Origin of the sequence: Cellulophaga sp. F20128, from assembly GCF_023015805.1 — a bacterium.
GTDB lineage: Bacteria > Bacteroidota > Bacteroidia > Flavobacteriales > Flavobacteriaceae > Cellulophaga.
This window is the reverse complement of the sequence record NZ_JALKBA010000012.1, coordinates 48,888-69,553: the sequence shown is the minus strand read 5'-3', so window position 1 is coordinate 69,553 and position 20,666 is coordinate 48,888. Positions and strand designations below refer to the sequence as shown.

Genomic DNA, 20,666 nt, shown 5'->3' with positions numbered 1-20,666 from the left:
ATTTTAAATTAGATTCCTATGGAACTCGATTTAATGGCCACTTCAGCACCACGTCGTAGCCTATTAAAAATTTTCATCGCCACTTGTGCCTGCGTGACGGGAATACTCGGCATCATCGGGATACCACTTTTCCCCATTATTTTGAACGCTAATGCTTTTTCATTGGTGGGCAGTTTCATTAGTGAAGCAAAATAGATTTTCGGATTCTTGATGAAATCCTTTCTTGCCTTATAAGTTTCAGCGAAGTTCCTTTGATAGCCAAAAGTCTTGTCAAAAGTCTTTTCTGCTTTTGTAAAAAATCCATCTCTATCAAATCCTCGTTTTACTGTTTTACCATTTAATTTAACATCGGAAGCTTTGTATTTACTTCCTGGGGACAAACTGAATTTATTGGAAGCATCCTTACGGCTCACAATAATATGGATATGACTTTGGTTTCCTGCTTTTGGCATTCCTTGTACAATTCGTTTTCCGTTCTGTTGGTGTGGTGCTTCTCTTTCGAGTTTCACAATTTCTTTTTCCAATTTTTTCACATTCCCTTCCGCTCGCCCATCTTGCACATTTCGGATTTCAGTTTTAAGCTGAAGTATTTTTGTGGCATACGGTTGGTTTTCTTTTATCTGAAAGTCCGTTCCTTTGAAGGTTCTTTGGTGTTCAATTTTTGCATAGTATTTTATATCATCGATTGTAATGGGTCGTCCATTGATTTCGCGATTAAATGAAGCCACATAATCCTTCATAATTTCACGGGTGTATTTTTGCAAATCCTCACTATGGTTCTGCAACCGTTTCAGTTCGTATTTTGAAGGACTTACGGTAATAGAATAAAACCGTGGTTCGTGTTTTTCAAGTTTTGCAGTATTGCCGTCTATTTCCCTGACCACTTCTTCTGCTGAAATCTCGCCGCCATCTTGGTTAAAGAAATGCTCCATATCCTGCTGTTCCAGTCCTTGGTTTTCCTTCTCCAGATAACCCACAAAATCAGCCGAACTTTTAGAATAATTGCCACCCATTTTTTGAGCTGTGATTGTGATATACATCGCTTATAATTTAGTGTTCTTTTTAAGGTTCTGCTTTTCTCGAAAGCGTACTTCCTTTTTTCTTGAGCATATTTCTTTTCCACTATCAAAGATTTTTTGCTTGGCTGTTCTGTCTCAAAAAGGGATTGAATCATTGCAACTGTAGGCTTGGTTTGGGTCTTTTCAACATCCCTCATTATAGCGATTACGGCATTGATTCTTTTAAGTAACTTGGCTTCGATGGTTCGTCCTGTCGGACCTAATTTTTCTTTTGGCGATATCTCATTATAGAAGAAAAAATCAAGAATGGCTTCCATCGTTTCCGTATGTGTCTTGAAGTGCTTTTTTGAAAATTCTTGAAAACGTTTGGCAGTTGCCCGCTTAAATCTAATTGTGATGAATGAATCCATTTTCTTTCGCTTTTTTTTGTGTTTGACGTAAATCCATCCCTGTTTACAGGCTCTTTGGGGGCATTTGACGCAAATCGAAGAAATTTATATAATCCGTTAATTTTCAAGTACTTGAAATTCAATGGTTTATACGCTAAAAGGAATATGTAACGTGGCTCTGCCCGTTACCCTCTTGCTACTCCTTTTCGTTCGCCACAGGCGAACAAAAATTTCGTACAATCTGGCTAAAAAGCCAATTGCCATTTTAAGGAAATGAATTTCCGATATGTTATTTTTCGATGGGTAAGGTTATCGGCGAAAGTGAAAAATGGATAACCCTACGTAAATTTGAATGCTGAATTTCAGCGAAATAAAGATACGTTTTTTTATTCGATTTGGAATTATAATACAAAAAAAACACCTCCAAAATTTAGAGGTGCTTCTTAATCAAGTTCAGAAAATTAAATATTAAAAATGAATGTGTAGGAATATAAATTTCGTAATGCTTCTTCCTCAATCATCGTTTCAAAACAAGTGTAATTTTCTCTTACGTATTTGCGAATACTATCCCCAAATTTCCGTTCCACGTCTTTTTTGGAATCTTCCAAAAGACGGTTTTGAGCCTCCTCGCTCAAGTCTGTAAAATTGAGATAAACCATAGCTTTAAAATTTAGTATTCGCTTGGTAACATCAGCGTATCATTTACAAAAAATAAACGCAGTTCATCGAGCGGAAAATCTGTTACACGATAGCCGTGTTTTTCCAATACGTTATCGTTGCCATCGCTGTAAATTATCTCTGCTTCGTACCCTGTAAAATCCTGTTTTTCCTCGGACAATCTTTTAAAGTCGATGGTTATAAATTCGCTTCGGTTCATCAGACTCTTTGCAATTACGGAAGTGTCCGTAATGAGCCAAAAACAATCTGCTACATTAACAAGATATTTTAGTCCGTCTGTAAAACGTGTTCTTAATAATGGGATTTGATAGAACATTTCCGTTCCGTGAAAATGTTGCAATCCTTCTTTGATTTCGTTAACTTGTGATTTCATAATTTTCTATTTTATGTAGTGAATAATGAATAAGAGGGCGCTACTTTCCACGGGAACGCCCTCTTAAATTTTAGTGATTATTTATCGGTTTTATTTCCAAGCAAAAGAATTTCCTTTGCTTCCACTTCGGTTACATAGCGTTGGTTACCATCATCGGTGGTATAGGTTCGGGTTCTGAGTTTTCCTGTAACTCCTATCTCTTTTCCCTTACCTACATATTTTTCGATAATTTCGGCAGTCTTTCCCCAAGCTACGACCGTGTGCCAGTCGGTGGCTTGTGTTTTTTCGCCTTTGTCATTCTTATAAAACTCATTGGTGGCGAGTGAAAAACGGGCTACTTTTTTACCGCTTTCAAGGTTTGTAATGGTTGGCTCTTGTCCAACGTTTCCGATTAACTGTACGTGATTTTTTAAAGTGCTCATAATAAAATATTTAAAAATTAATTAAAATTGCTATCTGAACTATTCAGACAGTTTATTGTTATATTTTTTTGAAGTGATTTACTTATTATATCTTGAGCGTTTTCCTTTTTTGTTTTTTTTGGTGCCGCTTCCTTTTTGATGTTTTTGTAAGATTTCATAAGATTCATTTTAGATTTACTTCCCATAGCGCCCTCGCTGTTACCTTTTTTTGTTGCTGATACATTTTCAATATTTGGAATTGATAAGGACTTATAAAAAGTGAAGCGCAGCGTAGCGGTTTATGCAGTCCGTTCAACTTCCAAATGTTGGTATTTTGCTGGCAATAAAAGGGTATAACGGCGAGGGTGCGGATGGAGGTTTAAAGACTTTTGTGAAGTACGAAAACATAGGAAGTGGCACCAAATGATTAAATGGAATTCCGATTTGGCGGACTCCGTTCACAATTTCGGATTGGGAATGAAGTGTCCCGTTCCAGTCCCGATAGCTATCGGGACGGACCGGGTTAGCGGAATGGAAAGTAGAAATTGGGTATTGTGTCCAAGATATTTGCAGTGAAGCTCTTTTCCCGCAATGTAGCTTTTCGCGGAATGCAGGGAAATGGGCTGAACGGATTATGAAAATGGATTGCCCTAATGCTGTAGGGTTTAAAGCGGACTGAACTTCAAAGATGGAGATTAGGAATGAAGTGTTTCTCGCTTTTTTGCAGGATTAACGTAATGGAAATCGGAATCTTTGGAGTTTTGTCCAAGACCTTTACAGGGAAGCTCTTTTCCTGAAATGAAGCTTTTCGCGGAATGTAGGGGAATGTGCTGAACGGATTATGAAAATGGATTGTCCTAATGCAGTAGGGTTTAAAGCGGACTGAACTTCAAAGATGGAGATTTGGAATGAAGTGTTTCCCGATTTTTTTCGGGATTAACGTAATGTAGATCGGAATCTTTGGAGTTTTGTCCAAGATTTTTTTAATGAAGCGCATTTACCGTAATGGAGTTTTTTACGGAATGCAGGGGAATGGGTTGCAATGGCTTATGTAAACAAAATCTATAAAATGAATTAGCTTTTTGTCTTTCTTAAAATTTGTCATTCTTATTTTTACAATCTAAATAATTTTTTCATAATGGCCAATAAGAAAAAACAACACTATGTCCCGAAATTTTATTTACGATACTTTAGTTTAAATGATTCCACGAAAATAATTAAGCTCTGTCTAAAGGATACAGGTAGAATCATCCATAAAGCAAATTTGGAAGGACAAGCCCAAGAAGATTATTTCTATGGCAAGGATTTGGAAAGGGAAGAATGGTTTGGGACTATTGAAAATCAGAGCTCATTAATTCTAAATAGGGTGGTTCAAACAAAAGAGTTGCCAAAGGATAAATCTGATAATTATTATCTTATTTGGCTATTTATCCTTCTTCAAGCGTATCGCACCAAGTCGAATGTTGAAGATTTTAATCATATGATAGATACAATTATGAAAACGGCAATGAAGCTCGAACCTCAATTTAAAAATTTTGATTATGATACTCATTTTTTTGCATACGAAGATGCAATAGAAAAAAAACTTGACTTACTTCTTAATAGTCTACCTATGATGATGGATATGCAAATCAAGCTGATTCGAAATACTACTTCAAATGAATTGATAACAAGCGACAATCCTATTTCGAAATATAATCTGTTTTTGGAATCAAGAAAATTTCCCTTCGGACACAATGGAATGGCAAGTAAGGGATTACAGATTTTTTACCCATTAGCACCAGATTTGCTACTTATAATGTATGACCCAAAAGTCTATAAAATTGGAAATAAAAAACAATTCAGTAACATTCCTATGAATGAAAAAGATATTGAGTATTTAAATATTTTAACTTGTTTGTATGCTAATAAATCTATTTATTCTACGGATAATGTAACTGATTTTCAGCTTGAACAATGGGTCAAAGAATCGAATATTTATAAAGAACAAAAGAAACTGGAAGTAAAACATTTTGACCCCATACAAAGTGAGGATGATGCTGAATCGGTGATTGTACAACATCATCAAACGCCTTATATGATTAAACTGACCCTATCCTTTGTTAAGCAAACACAGCACGCCAAATCGTATAAAATGTCGGGCTATTATGCTGAATTTAGGGATGAGCGTATTCGAAATAGAGAGCAATAGATTATCTTGTTTCATTACGAACGAACATTATGAACATTATAGTCTATACAACAGTTAATGTTTATGAATATTCCCTTTTACCACAAAATAGTACAATAACAACGCGGATATTATCACAAATAATATTGCAAGAATACCATTGAACTTATCTTTCCTTGTGATTTGATTATTGGATTTACCAACTTTCTTATTTCTTTTTTTTCTTTGTTTTTGATACATCCTTTTTAGTTATTTCTAAATAACCCTCTATAATAGCTTTGTATCTAAATAGTTATAAAGTATTTCAAGAAAAGCAGGAATAGAATAAACAATACAAATATGATTATAACACCAATCCATATTATTTTATCCCTTTTAGAAATGACAGTTTTTTCAGTTTGTACTTTACTTTTCTCTTTCAGACGTCTTTTCCTTCGATTTTCTGACATATACTATTGTTTTATTTATATATCTATTTCTTCCATTCCATCTTCTGTAACCTTACGGCATTCAATATTGCCAATAAAGCCACGCCCACATCTGCGAAAACCGCCTCCCACATCGTTGCCAGACCTCCTGCACCCAATACTAAAACAACTGCTTTTACTCCGAATGCTAAAATAATGTTCTGCCAAACGATGCGACGTGTGGATTTACCAATTTTTATAGCCTTTGCAATTTTGCTCGGTTGGTCTGTTTGGATGATAACGTCTGCAGTTTCTATTGCCACATCACTACCCAATCCACCCATTGCAATACCTACATCGCTAACCGCCAATACGGGTGCATCATTGATGCCATCTCCAATAAAAGCTACTTTGTTGTTGTTTTCGGACATCAGCTTTTCGACTTCTTTCAATTTATCTTCTGGAAGCAAACCCCCTTTTGCCCAATCTACACCCATTTCTTTTGCGACTTGTTGCGTAATAGAATCCTTATCGCCCGAAAGCATTATTATTTTGGTAATTCCTGATTCACGGATTTGTTTGATGGCTTCGTGAGCATCATCCTTCAACTCGTCTGCAATAATTACATAACCAGCAAATTTGCCCTCAATGGAAACCATCACGATAGATTCTACTATGTTGTCGGTTTCAGATGGAACTTCGATGTTGTTTGACGTCATCAATGGTTTGTTACCTACCAATACGGTTTTACCGTTTACTGTTCCCTTTAGACCTTTTCCTGCTATTTCAGTTACTTCGGAAGCTTGAAAATCTTCGCCATCGGCTTTATATTCCATAATTGCCTTGGCAATGGGATGGGTAGATTGTTCTTCCATCGCCATTAGGTATTTCATAAATTCAGGCTCATTCCAATCAATGGCTTTTATTTCCTTGATTTTGAACACACCTTTGGTCACGGTTCCGGTTTTGTCCATAACAACGGTATTAACCTTTGTCATTTCATCCAAATACGATGCTCCTTTAAACAGAATGCCATTTTTTGAAGCTGCTCCCAATCCTCCGAAATAACCTAAAGGAATAGAAATAACCAAAGCACAAGGACAAGAAATCACAAGAAAAATTAAGGCTCTGTATAACCAATCGCTAAAGATATAATCGTCCACAAAAAAGTAGGGTATAAACGTCAATCCAATCGCAAGAAAGACAACAATAGGTGTATAGATTCTTGCGAACTTTCTAATGAACAATTCGGTTTTCGATTTACGAGCTGTTGCATTCTGCACCATATCGAGAATTCGGGCAATGGAACTGTCCTTAAATTCTTTGGTGGTCTCAATTTCAATCACACCATCCAGATTGATACTTCCGGCAAACACCTTTTCGCCTTTTGCAATAGTATCAGGTTTACTTTCCCCTGTCAAGGCTGCTGTATTGAACGAGCCTTTTTTTGATAGCAACACCCCATCCAAAGGAATTTTTTCGCCCACACGAACCTGTACTTTTTCGCCAATTTCAACGGTTTCAGGATTTACAGAAATGTAATCGTTGTTTCGATAAACCAAAGCTTCATTAGGTCTTACATCGAGCAAGGCTTTAATATTGCTTTTGGCTCGATTGACCGCTGCGTTTTGGAACAATTCGCCCACTGCGTAAAAAAGCATTACTGCCACACCTTCGGGATATTCGCCAATGGCGAATGCTCCAATGGTAGCAATGGACATCAAAAGAAATTCCGTAAAGAAATCGCCTTTTATGATGCTGTTCCAGCCTTCTTTTATCACGGGAAAACCTACTGGAAGGTATGCTATTACATACCAAACGATACGTACCCAATCCTTAAAAAATGCAACATCAAAATAGTCCATAGCGATACCGATAATCAGCATCACAAAACTGAAAATTGCTGGTAGATAGGTTTTAAATTTTCCTACACTTTCCGGGTCGCTATGGTTGTGGCCATCGTCGTGTGCGTGTTCTCCTTTATGTTCTTCGGTATTGATATCACGAAGATTTTGTTTTTTCTTGCTCATTTTATTTTATTATAAATTTATCCATTGCTTGGCTTGTTCCTTATCTTTTAAATCAAAATATCTTACCTCTGAACCGGTAAAGAAATCGGTTGCCTTGGCAGCCCATTCTTGCCATTTCCTTTCGCCCACAAATGCCATTTTGCCATAATCGGAAAGATGGGAGTTGTCTACTTTAATATCTGCCCAAAGACCTTGCAGGTCGTAACCGTGGAAATCGTGCATTTCAAAATAGAAATCAACCTTCTGGTTGCTGTTCAGGATTTCATCAATTCGGGAATGTATCAGTTCTACATCGCTTGTAGATATTTTGCCTTCCAATTTTGCGGCAATTAAATTTTCGTTTTTAGAATTTACAAACTGTATCATAATTTTATTTTTTTATCAATTTAATGAAATATATAGTGCTATGGAAGTGCATTTATTGGCCACTTCATATATCGCAGATTATTTAATTTTAAAATATAATTGTCACTTATTATCGATATTCTTTTCCATTTTACCTAAATAAAAAATCAATGCAACACTTGCACCTAACAGTCCAAACAGAATATTCTCGACAATTTGATTCCCGTTTATATTCAAAATTTCGACTAAATTACTTTTCAAATATTGCAGCCAATTAATTTCATTAGCTTGATTTCCATAGTTAAAAATAGTGATTCCCAAGGGTTGAATAATAAATACACCTATGGCGAACCCTACTAGTATGGGAATTGATAATTTCTTAATTTTTATCATCTATTTTAAAATTAAAGGAGTCCAAAATTTTAAAGATTAACCTTCCAAATCATAAAACCATTCTTCAGCCATAACAATTGCTTTTTTGATGGCTAAATCTTGTGAAAGACCTTCCTTTTCTATTAAGTCATTCGCAATTTCGATTGCCTTTTTTCGTACCGCTGGATTAAGGGTGTCAAGCTCTGTTCTAAATTCTTCAAATGTCCAGTCCATAAAAATGTATTAGTGTTTAAACAATTCATTTTCTTCTTTGGGGTCTATATCTTTTTTTTCTCTTTTATCCAAAAAATAATCGAGTATTATTCCCACTATTATCGCTCCTACAAAGGCAGCGTAAACCAATCCATCATACTGAATAATTAGAGTTAGGCTAACTAATATGGCCAAAATGGGCAGTACTGGAACTTTGCCAATGGACAATGGCACTCTGAAAGGTCTGTTCTGCGTTGGTTCTTTAAAACGTAAAACAATGAGTGCAATATTTACGGCGACAAACACAAGCAGTGCGCCTAAAGAGGACATACCCGCTACAATTTTAATATCGCCCAACAGTAAAAAACAAGCGACCGCAGCCATAACCACAAATGTGGTTACCCAAGGTACTTTTTGTGCATTTACTTTAGTCATAAATTTTGGAAGTTCGCCCACGCTTGCCATTCCGAATAATAACCTACTTATGGAAATGATACCGCTAAACGCAGCATTGGCTGTAGCAAATAATGCTGCAACTGCTAAAACTACTGGTAGCCAAGAGTTAAGATTCGATGCTGCCAAGGACAATGGCGAATCTACCTTTGAAATAGCTAAAGGGTCAGCTATGTTAAGTACCGTAAAAGAAATGAGTAAATAAAAGATAGTGGTAATTACCATTGTCAGCAAAAAGGCACGAGGAATTGTTTTTCCTGGATTTTTAACTTCTGAACCCAAAGATGCCATATGTTCAAAGCCAGTATAGACAAAAAACAAAGTTGCCGTAGCCGCAAGTGTTCCAGAGAATGAGTTGATTTGAAAAATTTCAGCTTTTGGCAGGCCTGTTTCTTTAAGGCCTATAAAGATAAGAATGAGCAAACCTAACAATTGAATACTGACCATTATAATATTAGCAGTAGATGATTTCTTGATTCCTGTAACACTTATCAGGGCAAGCAGCAGCAGTACACCATAGCTTATCAATAATCCCGGTACTTCAAAAAAGGTATTGAAATATCCCGAAAATGCCAATAGTACGGCTGCAATTGTTGCCGAACTATGGAAGGCAACGGTCCAACCCGTAAGAAAGGAAGGAATGTCGATTTTTGGAAATGCTTTCCTTACAAATATAAATTCTGCGCCTGCATTGGGGTAGGTAGATGATAATTCTGCATAAGACATTGCAGAAATACTGGCTGCAACTGCCGCAAAAATAAAGCTCAACCAAATATCGGTTCCTGCCTGTCCAGCTGCCGCGCCAATCACGGTATAGATTCCTGCGCCCACAATTGTGCCAACACCATAAAACGTAAGTCGAAGCGTACCCAAGGATTTTTTTAGTTCTACCATAATATTTTTTAAGTTAGAGAAGGTGGAAGAAACCTGAACCTGACCATTGGGCGCAAGGGTTCAGAGTTCTGGAACTCCCACCTGTTATTTTTGCCTGCATTTTTCACATATTCCCTTTAATACCAGATTCACATCGCTCACTTCATAATCGTCTGGCAAGCTTTCTTCCGATATCTTATTCGGTAAACAGATTGTTCTCCTACAATCGGTGCAATGAAAGTGCATATGTAAATCTATACCATATTTAACTTTGGCGTTTTCATCAGAAATCGCATATTTTGCCACTCCGACCCCATCATTAATCTGATGAATTAGCCTTTTATCCTCAAAAATTTTGAGGTTGCGATAAAAGGTAGTTCTGTTTGCTGTTTTATTGGTTTCGCTCTTTTGAACAAAAGCCTTTTTCAAATCGGAAAAGGACACGGCACTTTGTTTCCTTTTCAGGAACTTGTATATCTTCGACCTCATTTTAGTAGGGCGAATACCGTGATATGATAATATTTTTTCCGTTTTGGTCATTTTAACCTTGATTCAAAAGCAACCCTTTTTATTAAATTTATTTCTTATAAGCCAAAAGCCTTAACGCATTAAAAACCACAAGTAATGTTGAGCCTTCGTGGATGACCACTGCAATACCGATATTGGCCCAACCCATAATGGTCGATGGGATAAGCAATGCCACAATACCGAGGCTGACCCAAAGGTTTTGCTTGATAATGGCCTTTGCCTTCCTGCTCAAACCTATGGCAAAGGGCAGTGTTTCCAGTTTATCAGCCATTAGGGCAATGTCCGCAGTTTCCAAGGCCACATCACTGCCCGCTGCACCCATTGCGATACCTACGGTGCTGTTTGCCATTGCAGGGGCATCGTTCACACCGTCGCCTACCATTGCGACTTTGGATTCCTGTTCTTTTAATTTTTTAATGGCATCTACTTTTTCCTCTGGCAACAGGCTTCCCCAGGCATCGGTCAACCCAATTTCTTTAGCAACGGCATCGGCAACCTTTTGATTATCCCCGGTTAGCATTATCATCCGCTTGATACCGATTTCCTTTAATTTTTTCAGTGTTTCCTTGGCCGCTTCCCGTGGGGTGTCCATCAGGGCGATGATACCTATATATTCTTTGTTCCTTCTTATGAGCATCGTAGTATTTCCACCACCTTCAAGTTCTTTTACTTTATTCGATATATCTTCGGATGGTTTTGCTTCATCGAGGTCTTCGTACAAGTCAAGGTTTCCAATATAGATTTTATCCTTGCCCAAAGAAGCTTTGATACCTTTTCCGAGAACTGCTTCCAAATCTGACGCATCGATAATATCAGTACCTTTCAGACGCTCTTTCCCATCCCTTACGACGGCTTTGGCCAAAGGGTGGTCGCTCAAGTTTTCAACGGCAACGGCTATCTTTAACAGTTCATTTTCTTCAATATCCCCCAATGGTACTACTTCGGTAAGTTTGGGCTTGCCTTCGGTAAGCGTGCCTGTTTTATCAAAAGCCAAAGCGGTCAATTCGCCCAAATCTTCCAGCGGTCTCCCACCTTTAATGAGTACACCACCACGCGCTGCTCGCGCCACACCGCTCAATACGGCACTTGGTGTTGAAATGGCCAGAGCACAGGGACTTGCAGCTACCAATACCGCCATTGCACGGTAAAAGCTGGCACTAAACGGTTCATCAATGACCAGAAAGGCAAAGAGCAAGACACCAACCAATATCAGTACGGATGGCACAAAGTATTTTTCAAACTTATCGGTCAACAGCTGTGTGGGGGACTTTTGGGTCTGCGCCTCGTTGACCAGTTTAACCAATCGGGACAGGGTAGAGTCTTTGGCTTCTTTGATTACCTTAATTTCCAACATACTATTACCGTTGATAGTTCCAGCAAACACACGGTTTTCATCCTTGATATCATCGTCTGCCGAATAGTTTCTGTCCTTATCTTCCACAGGGATTTTGTCCACAGGTACACTTTCCCCAGTAATTGGTGCTTGGTTTACACTACTTTTTCCGTTGACCACGACGCCATCTGCGGATATTTTACTATTGGGCTTGACCACTATAATATCGCCAATACTCAATTTCTCAATCCCAACTTCTACAGTCTTACCATCTTTTTTAAGCAAGGCTGTTTTTGGTGCAAGGTCTGCAAGCGCGGCAATGCTTTTTCTTGCTTTGTTCATTGCGTAATGTTCCAAGGCGTGCCCAAGGCTAAATAAAAACAACAACAGTGCACCTTCTGCCCATTCTCCCAGAATGGCGGCACCAATGGCAGCGACCAGCATTAAAAAATCAATTTCAAAACCACCCTTGGCCACAGTTTGAACCGCTTCCTTGGCCGTAAAGAAACCACCGAAAAAGTACGCGCCAATGTACAAAGTAAGACTGACCCAATCCGGGATGGATTCCACATAAGAAAGCCCGAAACCTATCCCGAGAAGTGCCCCACAGATAATGGAAAAAATAAGCTCCGTATTTTTACCGAAAACCCCACCGTGGGCGTGCTCTTCTCCTTCCTCGTGGGTCTCGCCCTCCTTGTGCTCGTGGCCCTCTGTGGAAGTTTGCTCTTTAGTATCTTCCTTCTTTGAACGTTCCTGTTTTTTTTTGGATGCTTCGGTGTAATTATTTTCGTTTGAAGAACTCCGCTTAACCTGAAGGTCTTCCTTTTCAATCTGTTTACTTATTTCATCAAAATTTGTTTGCTTTTTATCAAACTCAAGGCGCACCATTCCAGAGGCCGAAACGGAAGCCTCCAAAACCCCATTGATTGCCAAAAGACTTTTCTCTATGGAACGTGCCTGTCTTGTATGTCTGATTCCTTTAACCTCAATGAGCAAATGCCCGTATTTTTCGGTAATTTCAGCACCAGTCCGTTCGGCGAGGGATTGAATGCGGTCTATAGAAATGATATCGGGGTCATAATGAAAACAGAGCTGTGGTGTGTCATCTTCCTTTGTATCGGCAACGTGTACTTTTTCGATGCCCTCTTTAGCCTGTAATTCTTTTATAAGCCGCTCAACACAAGTATCTTTTTCGTTTGGAACTTGCGGAAGGATAACTGGAATTTTTAGTTGTATTTTTTTCATTTTTTACTATTTTTTTTTATCCATTCTTTGGCATCGTCTTTTTCTTCTGGCTTATAAAATTTTATATGAGCTTCTGAAAAAGGAAGCAATGCCTCGGTAAATTGCTCCTGCCATTTAACGCTACCCACTAAAGCAACACGCTTTAAATGCGTTTCATTCGGAAGATTTAATTCAATGCCCTTCCAATAGGCACTTACCGTCCAGCCTTCAAAATTTTGCATTTCAATGTACCAGGAAACTTCCTGATATGCAGTTATATGTTCTGTTAAGACCGGTATCAAGTTTTCATAATCCTTGGCATCCAGCTTATTCTCTGCCACCATATATACAGTAGCCTCTTTTTTATAGATTGTTATCATTGCTCACTATTTATAAATGATAATTGAATTTAAAAACCAAACGTTTAATCCAGATTGTCGCTGCATTTTTCGCAAATGCCCTTTACCACCAAGTTGATATCCTCGGTAATATAGCCATCAGGTAAGTTGATATGAGGGATTTTATGCTCTGTTAAACAGACAGTTTCATTACAATTGTTGCAATGAAAGTGTAAATGAAGGTCGTTGCCGACCTCGCACTCACAATTTTCTTCGCAAAGGGCGTATTTTATAACACCTGTCCCATCCTCAATTTGATGCACAATACCTTTTTCTTCAAACGCTTTCATAGTCCTAAATAGGGTGCTTCTTTCACTGACCTTAAAATCCTTTTCCAAATCGCCAAGACTGATGGCTACCTTTAATTCCACCAAACGTTTATAAGTCATTAGGCGCATAGCCGTAGGTCGTATCCCTTTGCTTTCAAGTAGTTGGACTATTTTTTCCATTTGCAACAAAGTGTTTTATAGGTCGTACCGTTTTAAGGAATCTCCAGATTTAATCTGAAAGGCATCTTCAATATTTGCTATATAAATAATACCATCTCCAGGTCCGTCGGTTTTGGCGTTGGCTATAATTGTTTCAATGGCCACTTGGGCTTCCTCATTTTGGCAGACCAGTTCCAACTTAACCACTGGACTATCTGTCACGTGAAAATCCAACGACGGTCTTGCACCTTTTGACTTAAAGGCGCCAGTTCCTTCTGCTTGTGAAAGGGTCATACTTTTAAATCCATTATCTGATAGTGCTTCAATGACTCTTTGGATTCGGTTCGGTTTTATAAATGCTTTTATTTCCTTCATATTATGAATATTTTAAATCAATTTTGAACCGAGCCTGTTTTCTAATTTTTAACTAACTAATTAAGACGATAAACAAACCCGGAATCAAAATCTTTGATTATTATTGAATTAATGTCCGTGTTCCAGTTCGCCTTTAACCATTTCCGAAGAGAGATTATAAGCTCCGTTTATGACAACTTTGGCGTCCTTTGAAACTTCGGCAGGCAGATTGACTTCAACAAAGCCTAAATCAGTAATACCAACCGTTACGGGTATCATTTTAAATTTCATTTTGTTCGCTTCCATTTCTCCATCTTCATCCAGAATAAAAATAAAGGATTGCTCGCCTTCTTTTATAACGGCGGCTTCCGGTACGGCGAAACCTTTTTTCTCACCTTGCACTATTCGCCCTTCCACGTACATACCCGGCAATAGGTTTTTATCCTCGTTTTCAATATCTGCCAGAACTTCCAAAGCTTTTGGGTCGGTGTTAAATGTTTTACCCACAGACCGAACGGTTGCTTTAAGCAGTTCATCTGGACGAGAGGCCGTAGAAAAATATATCTGTTGTCCTTTCTTGATTTGCTTTATGTCCTTCTCATATATTTTGAAGTTGACATAAATCTTTGAATTATCGCTTATTGAGAACATTTTGGATTGTTGCGCCACGTAATCGCCAAGGCTAATCATTACTTCATCCACATAGCCACTTATGGGTGTGGTAATGGGAACAGCGGAATATATTTGGCCTTCAGCCACTTTGTCCGGATTAATGCCCAACAGTCTCAATTGGGACCGCAAACCATTGACGCTGGATGTTGTGGAACGAAATTTTGACTGCGCCATCTGAAATTCCTTTCCAGAAGAAACACCTTTGTCATAAAGAGTCTGCTTGCGCTCAAAATCCTGTTTCAAAAAGACCAGTTCGTCATTTTTTTCCTGATATTCCTGTTGCATTGCAATGATATCTGGGTGTTCTATATATGCCAATACCTGTCCTTTACTTACATTATCTCCAGGTATTACTTTTATGGAACTCACATTTCCACCAACAAACGGACTGATATTCGCCTTATCCTGTGGGAAAAGTTCCAGCGTACCTGTTACCTTAATGTTGTTCCCTAAATTCCGTTCCTCCAAAGATTTCATTTCCAAACCGATGGTTTCAGCTTGTTGCTTTGTAAGTTCTACAACGCCTTCTTCCTCGCTGTGACCACCTTCTTCCTCTCCTTCAACGTGGCCTTCTTCGCCGTGTGCATCTTCTCCAACTTCATTGGTCTTTGATACACCTTCGGCTTCATTATGTCCAAGTTCAGATTTTTGGGCATCATTACAACTCATAAACATAAGTGTAAATAATACGGTACTAACTAATAGTATATTCTTCATTTCTCTTTTTTTAAGGTTATAAATTGCCCAATTGATATTGCATATCAATGGTCTGCTGGTTATACTGATTGATGTATTGTAAATGGTTTTGTTTAATACGGATGGCACTATTAAGAATGGTGATATAATTGACGTAATCTATTTCGCCTTCTTTAGAAGCCAACTGCGCTGTGGTAATTTGTTCTTCTGCCAACAATAGTGCGCCTTCTTCGTAATATTGCAAAATCTTCTTTGTTTTTTCGAGTGATTTGGTCAATTGTGAAACACGACTTTCTGTAACCGCTTTTTGCTCCAAATATTGATTCTCTGCTACCATTGCGTCTGCCTTGGCTGCCTTAACCCTTGACTTCTGCGGAAAAAACCATAACGGAATACTAATACCTGCCTGATAGGTATTAAACCCTGAAACATCATCCACAACCTGCCTGCCATATGATAAACTGAATTTCGGTAGGAATTGCGATTTTTCAACGCCCACATTTGCTTTACTTACTTCGGCATTTTGCAAGGCATATTGCAACATTGGGTTATTGGCAACCGAAGTTGAATCCAATGTCGCCATAAAATCCAATGGCTCGTAAAAACCATCTACCGTCTCGATGGTTTCATCCGTTCCCAAATATTGTTTTAAGGCACGTTTGGCAATTTCAATATCATCAAAAGCTTGTTGCCTCAACACTTGAATCTGTTGAAATTCGGAAGAGGCTGAAATAAATTCCAACTTGCCTGTTTCTCCAGTGTCATACCGAAGTTGGGCAGCGGACTTAAAATTGGCATAAATACTGTCCAATTGGTCTGCAAAACGCAACTGTGCCTTGTAATAATTAATTTGATCGTAGGCTTGCATCACATTGCGCACCAACTGTTGTTCATTGGCTACATAAAACTTTTCTCCCAAGACAATACGCTCTTTGTAAAACTTGGATTTTGAAAATCCTGAAAGCAAATCAATGTTGCCTTGTTGCACACCAACGGTTGTCTGTACGCCAGGAAGATTATTGCCATATTCTTCTTTGCCCGTGAAAACTTGTGTGCTACCAAGGTCAAAACTCGTTCCCTTTAGTGCCTTTTCCCGTTCAATAAATGCCTGACTCTCCTTAAGCGATGGATAATTCTGCTTTGCCATCGCAATAGCCTCATCTACGGTCAAGGTTTTTGGAATTGTGCCATTTGGACTGGTGTTTTGGGCAAACGCAGTTCCAGAAGCCATCAAACCACCAACCATCAATAGTACGGTTACAATGTTCGTTGATTTGTTGATATAGCTTACATCTCCACCAGCATTGTTTCGTTCCTTTCTCGATTCAAGCCAATAATAAAGAATAGGTATAACCACCAAAGTCAGAAATGTTGCCGTAATCATTCCTCCAATGACTACTGTTGCCAAAGGGCGTTGTACTTCTGCACCTCCAGAGGTGGAAATCGCCATTGGGATAAAACCCATAATTGTTGTAATGGCTGTTAATAAAATTGGACGTAAACGTTCGTGCGTAGCTTCGTATATCCGCTTTTTTAAATCTGTCATTCCACTGTCTTTTAGTTCATTGAATTTGTTTATGAGTATGAGTCCGTTTAATACGGCAACTCCGAAGAGTACGATAAACCCGACTCCTGCGGAAATACTGAATGGCATTCCTCGAATCAACAAGACGAACACGCCACCAATGGCCGCCAAAGGCACTGCCATATAGATCATCATAGCTTGTTTAAATGAATTCAAAGCAAAGTAGAGCAGAACAAATATTGTTAATAGAACGATTGGGACTACAATCATCAATCGGTCTGATGCTCGTTGCAGGTTTTCAAATGACCCTCCGTAAGTAACATAATAACCTGGGGGCAGTTTTACTTCCGTTTCCAGTTTTTGCTGAATTTCCTCGACCATCGATTTTACATCGCGTCCACGAACATTGACCCCTACCGAAATACGCCGCGAGGTATTATCCCTTGAAATCTGCATTGGCCCAGGTTTGTAGCTAATATCAGCCACTTCCTTTAAGGGTACTTGTGCACCGTTTGGCAAATCAATATAAAGATCTTTTAAGCTGTTGATATCTTGTCGATATTCTTCTGCCAAACGAATGACCACATCAAAGCGCTTTTCCCCTTCAAATATGACACCTGCCTTTTCTCCAGCAAATGCAGCACTTACATAATCATTCAGTTTATTGACAGTAACACCGTATTGTGCCATTTTTGCACGGTTGTAAACCACGGTCATTTGGGGTAAACCACTTGTAGCCTCTACATTAAGGTCTGCTGCACCCGGAACTTTACGTATTACCGCAGCGATTTCCTGTATCTTGTCTGCCAACACGTCCAAATCTTCTCCGTACAATTTGATAGCCACGTCCTCACGAACGCCAGTCAGCAATTCATTAAAACGAAGTTCCACAGGTTGGGTAAACACGAAATTTACGCCGGGAACTACTGAAATTTTTTCTTGAATCTTTTCTATGAGTTCTTCTTTACTTTCTGCGGATGTCCATTTACTCTTGTCCTTTTCAAGAATAATGTAACTATCTGCAATATCCATAGGCATTGGGTCTGTCGGTATTTCTGCCACACCAATTCTTGAAACTACCGTTTTTACTTCCGGAAATTCATTGATTAAATTCTGAAGTTTCTCTGAAGCTTCAATCGATTCTGTAAGACTGCTCCCCGGTTTTATCAATGCTTGAAAGGCAATATCGCCTTCATCAAATTTCGGGACAAATTCTGCTCCCATATTACTGAAAAGAAATCCTGCAATCAAGAATAGCGCAACCGCCCCTATAACGACTCCTGCTTTAAAACGAAGTGCAAAATTTAATATGGGAAGATAGGCACGATTCAAAGCACCCATAATTTTATTACTGATTCTATCAATCTTATTTTCAAATTTAGCAAACCAACTATTTTGGTTTTTGGCAGGTTTTAAAAATAATGACGACATCACCGGTACGTAGGTAAGACAAAGGATAATTGCCCCTAAAACGGCAAAACCAAATGTAAACGCCATTGGTCGGAACATTTTCCCTTCCACACCGGTCAAAAACAGAATAGGCGTAAAAACTATAAGAACAATTAGTTGACCGAAGAAGGCAGAATTCATCATTTTACTTGAAGAGTCATAGGCGATTTCATCCATCTCGGATTGTCCTATGATAGCATTGGATTTTTTCATCCGTTGATGAATCTGAAAAACCGTTCCTTCCACAATAATCACAGCACCATCTACAATAATTCCGAAATCTATTGCTCCCAAGGACATTAAATTCGCCCAAATGCCAAATTGTTTCATCAAAATAAATGCAAATAATAAGCATAAGGGTATTATCGAAGCAGCAATCAATCCACCACGAAAGCTTCCCAAAAGGAGCACCAAAACGAATATGACGATAAGCGCCCCTTCAATTAGATTTGTTTTTACGGTACTTGTAGTTCTCTCAATAAGCTCGCTTTGGCTTAAAAACGTATCGATATACACGCCTTCAGGCAGGGATTTTTGAATTTCCGTTATACGCTTTTCAACATTGTCTATAACGGTGCTTGGACTTTCGCCTTTCAGCATTAATATTTGTCCGCCTACAGTTTCGTGGCCATCCTGTGTAAAAGCACCATAACGCACTTGACTGCCATATCCTACTTTTTCAGCCACATCCCGGATTAAAACAGGGCTTCCATTTTGTGTAGTGACCACTGTATTTTCCAAATCTGAAATGCTACGCGCCAAGCCTTCGCCACGTATAAAATTGGCCTGATGGTTTTTTTCAATATAAGCGCCTCCAGTATTTGCGTTATTAACCTTTAATGCTTCAAAAACCTGGCTCATAGTGAGGCCGAAGCTTTTAAGTTTATCCGGATTAAGAGCAACTTCATATTGTTTTACAAAACCACCAAAAGCATTTACTTCAACAACTCCGGGGACTAATGCCATTTGACGTTTTACGATCCAATCCTGTATGGTACGGAGCTCCGTTGCATCATATTTTTCTTCATAACCTTCCTTTACTTTTAGGGTGTATTGGTAGATTTCCCCTAAACCCGTGGTAATTGGAGCCATAAATGGTGTACCAAAACCTTCAGGAATTTCTCCGGCTACTTCAGTTAACTTTTCTTGTACCAGTTGCCGGGGAAGGTAAGTGCCTGCTTTGTCTTTAAAAACAATGGTTACTACAGACAGACCAAAACGAGAGATCGAGCGCAGCTCGATAACGTCGGGGAGGTTCGCCATTGCCAATTCTACGGGAAAAGTTACAAATTGTTCAATATCCTCAGTTCCCAAATTGGGAGCAGTTGTTATAACTTGAACTTGATTGTTGGTAATATCGGGTACAGAACCCAAGTTTATAGTGGCCATAGACCAAATACCAGTACCTATAAGTACCACTATAAAGAGCCCAATAATAAATTTATTATTAATGGAAAATGAGATGATTTTATTAATCATAAATATGTATTAATTCAGTTGAAAACTTACGATGCGTATAGGTGCAACGTATTTATAAAGCAATGCCTACTTTGAAAAGCATCACGTTAGGACATAGCTGTCCTTAAAAAAACTGAATTATACTTTTGGGGGTTGGAATGGGGATTCCAGATATCTGGAATTTAATTGGAAAGTGTAATGATTATACTGATTTTTAGCCTCGGGGGAAATCGTATTTATTAACGTAGGTTGAAAAGGTGTAAAGAACACAAAGTGTTGACAACATTGGTGGTTTATATGTACGGGTGCATCATCGTGTTCCGAATCTGGATGGTGGTTGTCCACTTTTCCATCGTCGTTTATATAATCTTCATAAACATATTCAAAAAAAGAATATCCATCATCTTCCTTGTGGTCTTGATAATGCGCAATAAAATGCGATATTTCTTCAATCTGCTCACAAACTTCCATATTGGCCGCTATTCCTTGAAAAAGGAATAGGAACGACATTGATATGGAAACGAATATTTTCATAAAGTTTGACAAAGATACAAAATAATGGATGCACAGGTTGTGCAAAGAAAGAATGTTCACCTTTATATCCAAACACTATTTAGATATTTGATACTACTTATTATCAATAGAAGGCAAATGAGCATAAATAGAATTGAATTTTGAAAATAGGAATATTCTGTACTTATTCTGTACTATTGGAAATAAAAAAAGGCCTCACATTTCTGCAAAGCCTTTTCTTTACTAGTAGCGGGAACTGGACTCGAACCAGTGACCTTCGGGTTATGAGCCCGACGAGCTACCTACTGCTCTATCCCGCGATATGGGTTTCCAAAACAATCATCCTAGCTTTTAACTCCTCGGTT

General features: G+C 38.5%; 17 protein-coding genes, 1 tRNA gene and 1 pseudogene. 1 reads left to right on the top strand and 18 read right to left on the bottom strand.

Annotated elements, in window-relative coordinates; genetic code table 11:
• Positions 1 to 8: 8 nt before the first annotated feature.
• The 5 genes and pseudogenes from mobB to ssb all read right to left on the bottom strand — a co-directional run bounded on the left by mobB (position 9) and on the right by ssb (position 2,881).
• Positions 9 to 1,040, bottom strand: a complete 1,032-nt coding sequence (gene mobB / locus MWU65_RS12340; protein WP_281501043.1) for a MobB family relaxase — start codon at positions 1,038 to 1,040, stop codon at positions 9 to 11.
• 191 nt (positions 1,041 to 1,231) lie between these two features.
• Positions 1,232 to 1,429: pseudogene (locus MWU65_RS17705) on the bottom strand (BfmA/BtgA family mobilization protein); the annotation flags it as partial.
• Positions 1,430 to 1,869: 440 nt separating this feature from the next.
• Positions 1,870 to 2,067, bottom strand: a complete 198-nt coding sequence (locus MWU65_RS12330; protein ID WP_247078335.1) for a hypothetical protein — start codon at positions 2,065 to 2,067, stop codon at positions 1,870 to 1,872.
• A gap of 11 nt (positions 2,068 to 2,078) precedes the next feature.
• Positions 2,079 to 2,459, bottom strand: coding sequence for a DUF6876 family protein (locus MWU65_RS12325; RefSeq protein ID WP_247078333.1), 381 nt, complete (start codon positions 2,457 to 2,459; stop codon positions 2,079 to 2,081).
• 77 nt (positions 2,460 to 2,536) lie between these two features.
• Positions 2,537 to 2,881, bottom strand: coding sequence for a single-stranded DNA-binding protein (gene ssb / locus MWU65_RS12320; protein ID WP_247078331.1), 345 nt, complete (start codon positions 2,879 to 2,881; stop codon positions 2,537 to 2,539).
• A gap of 1,117 nt (positions 2,882 to 3,998) precedes the next feature.
• Here ssb and MWU65_RS12315 point away from each other — a divergent pair.
• On the top strand, positions 3,999 to 5,051 hold the full coding sequence (locus tag MWU65_RS12315) for a DUF4238 domain-containing protein (protein WP_247078329.1): 1,053 nt from the start codon (positions 3,999 to 4,001) through the stop codon (positions 5,049 to 5,051).
• A gap of 451 nt (positions 5,052 to 5,502) precedes the next feature.
• Here the strand turns inward: MWU65_RS12315 and MWU65_RS12310 are convergent, their stop codons facing one another.
• The 13 genes from MWU65_RS12310 to MWU65_RS12250 all read right to left on the bottom strand — a co-directional run bounded on the left by MWU65_RS12310 (position 5,503) and on the right by MWU65_RS12250 (position 20,621).
• A complete protein-coding gene (locus MWU65_RS12310) occupies positions 5,503 to 7,467 on the bottom strand; it encodes a heavy metal translocating P-type ATPase (RefSeq protein ID WP_026451359.1) in 1,965 nt (654 codons plus the stop codon).
• A 9-nt stretch (positions 7,468 to 7,476) separates the two neighbouring features.
• Positions 7,477 to 7,833, bottom strand: coding sequence for an STAS/SEC14 domain-containing protein (locus MWU65_RS12305; RefSeq protein WP_026451360.1), 357 nt, complete (start codon positions 7,831 to 7,833; stop codon positions 7,477 to 7,479).
• A gap of 408 nt (positions 7,834 to 8,241) precedes the next feature.
• On the bottom strand, positions 8,242 to 8,418 hold the full coding sequence (locus MWU65_RS12300; protein ID WP_166643315.1) for a hypothetical protein: 177 nt from the start codon (positions 8,416 to 8,418) through the stop codon (positions 8,242 to 8,244).
• Between the two features lie 9 nt (positions 8,419 to 8,427).
• Entirely contained in the window at positions 8,428 to 9,744 is a 1,317-nt protein-coding gene (locus MWU65_RS12295) for an amino acid permease (protein WP_247078328.1), read from the bottom strand.
• An 84-nt stretch (positions 9,745 to 9,828) separates the two neighbouring features.
• Positions 9,829 to 10,263 (bottom strand): transcriptional repressor, encoded by a 435-nt coding sequence (locus MWU65_RS12290; protein WP_092132089.1) that lies wholly within the window; start codon positions 10,261 to 10,263, stop codon positions 9,829 to 9,831.
• A 37-nt stretch (positions 10,264 to 10,300) separates the two neighbouring features.
• Positions 10,301 to 12,829: a heavy metal translocating P-type ATPase gene (locus tag MWU65_RS12285; protein ID WP_247078327.1), complete on the bottom strand. Its 2,529-nt coding sequence runs from the start codon at positions 12,827 to 12,829 to the stop codon at positions 10,301 to 10,303.
• Positions 12,826 to 13,188 carry an STAS/SEC14 domain-containing protein gene (locus tag MWU65_RS12280; RefSeq protein ID WP_027126745.1) on the bottom strand — a complete coding sequence of 121 codons (363 nt, stop codon included), beginning with the start codon at positions 13,186 to 13,188 and terminating at the stop codon, positions 12,826 to 12,828. Before MWU65_RS12280 ends, MWU65_RS12285 begins: the two co-directional genes overlap by 4 nt.
• A 44-nt stretch (positions 13,189 to 13,232) precedes the next feature.
• The gene (locus tag MWU65_RS12275; RefSeq protein WP_027126746.1) at positions 13,233 to 13,655 is read right to left on the bottom strand and encodes a transcriptional repressor; all 423 of its coding nucleotides are present in this window, start codon (positions 13,653 to 13,655) and stop codon (positions 13,233 to 13,235) included.
• Positions 13,656 to 13,670: 15 nt separating this feature from the next.
• Positions 13,671 to 14,009 (bottom strand): P-II family nitrogen regulator, encoded by a 339-nt coding sequence (locus MWU65_RS12270; protein ID WP_027126747.1) that lies wholly within the window; start codon positions 14,007 to 14,009, stop codon positions 13,671 to 13,673.
• Positions 14,010 to 14,117: 108 nt separating this feature from the next.
• Complete coding sequence (locus MWU65_RS12265; RefSeq protein ID WP_027126748.1) at positions 14,118 to 15,377, bottom strand: efflux RND transporter periplasmic adaptor subunit; 1,260 nt, start codon at positions 15,375 to 15,377, stop codon at positions 14,118 to 14,120.
• A gap of 16 nt (positions 15,378 to 15,393) precedes the next feature.
• Positions 15,394 to 19,809: a CusA/CzcA family heavy metal efflux RND transporter gene (locus tag MWU65_RS12260; protein ID WP_247078326.1), complete on the bottom strand. Its 4,416-nt coding sequence runs from the start codon at positions 19,807 to 19,809 to the stop codon at positions 15,394 to 15,396.
• Between the two features lie 117 nt (positions 19,810 to 19,926).
• Positions 19,927 to 20,322, bottom strand: coding sequence for a hypothetical protein (locus tag MWU65_RS12255; RefSeq protein WP_245574852.1), 396 nt, complete (start codon positions 20,320 to 20,322; stop codon positions 19,927 to 19,929).
• Between the two features lie 226 nt (positions 20,323 to 20,548).
• A tRNA-Met gene (locus MWU65_RS12250) sits at positions 20,549 to 20,621 on the bottom strand.
• Positions 20,622 to 20,666: the final 45 nt, after the last annotated feature.

Bases quoted from the DNA above. Each gene is read 5' to 3' on its own strand.
- mobB (WP_281501043.1), bottom strand. From the start codon at position 1,040: ATGTATATCACAATCACAGCTCAAAAAATGGGTGGCAATTATTCTAAA.
- MWU65_RS12330 (WP_247078335.1), bottom strand. From the start codon at position 2,067: ATGGTTTATCTCAATTTTACAGACTTGAGCGAGGAGGCTCAAAACCGT.
- MWU65_RS12325 (WP_247078333.1), bottom strand. From the start codon at position 2,459: ATGAAATCACAAGTTAACGAAATCAAAGAAGGATTGCAACATTTTCAC.
- ssb (WP_247078331.1), bottom strand. From the start codon at position 2,881: ATGAGCACTTTAAAAAATCACGTACAGTTAATCGGAAACGTTGGACAA.
- MWU65_RS12315 (WP_247078329.1), top strand. From the start codon at position 3,999: ATGGCCAATAAGAAAAAACAACACTATGTCCCGAAATTTTATTTACGA.
- MWU65_RS12310 (WP_026451359.1), bottom strand. From the start codon at position 7,467: ATGAGCAAGAAAAAACAAAATCTTCGTGATATCAATACCGAAGAACAT.
- MWU65_RS12305 (WP_026451360.1), bottom strand. From the start codon at position 7,833: ATGATACAGTTTGTAAATTCTAAAAACGAAAATTTAATTGCCGCAAAA.
- MWU65_RS12300 (WP_166643315.1), bottom strand. From the start codon at position 8,418: ATGGACTGGACATTTGAAGAATTTAGAACAGAGCTTGACACCCTTAAT.
- MWU65_RS12295 (WP_247078328.1), bottom strand. From the start codon at position 9,744: ATGGTAGAACTAAAAAAATCCTTGGGTACGCTTCGACTTACGTTTTAT.
- MWU65_RS12290 (WP_092132089.1), bottom strand. From the start codon at position 10,263: ATGACCAAAACGGAAAAAATATTATCATATCACGGTATTCGCCCTACT.
- MWU65_RS12285 (WP_247078327.1), bottom strand. From the start codon at position 12,829: ATGAAAAAAATACAACTAAAAATTCCAGTTATCCTTCCGCAAGTTCCA.
- MWU65_RS12280 (WP_027126745.1), bottom strand. From the start codon at position 13,188: ATGATAACAATCTATAAAAAAGAGGCTACTGTATATATGGTGGCAGAG.
- MWU65_RS12275 (WP_027126746.1), bottom strand. From the start codon at position 13,655: ATGGAAAAAATAGTCCAACTACTTGAAAGCAAAGGGATACGACCTACG.
- MWU65_RS12270 (WP_027126747.1), bottom strand. From the start codon at position 14,009: ATGAAGGAAATAAAAGCATTTATAAAACCGAACCGAATCCAAAGAGTC.
- MWU65_RS12265 (WP_027126748.1), bottom strand. From the start codon at position 15,377: ATGAAGAATATACTATTAGTTAGTACCGTATTATTTACACTTATGTTT.
- MWU65_RS12260 (WP_247078326.1), bottom strand. From the start codon at position 19,809: ATGATTAATAAAATCATCTCATTTTCCATTAATAATAAATTTATTATT.
- MWU65_RS12255 (WP_245574852.1), bottom strand. From the start codon at position 20,322: ATGAAAATATTCGTTTCCATATCAATGTCGTTCCTATTCCTTTTTCAA.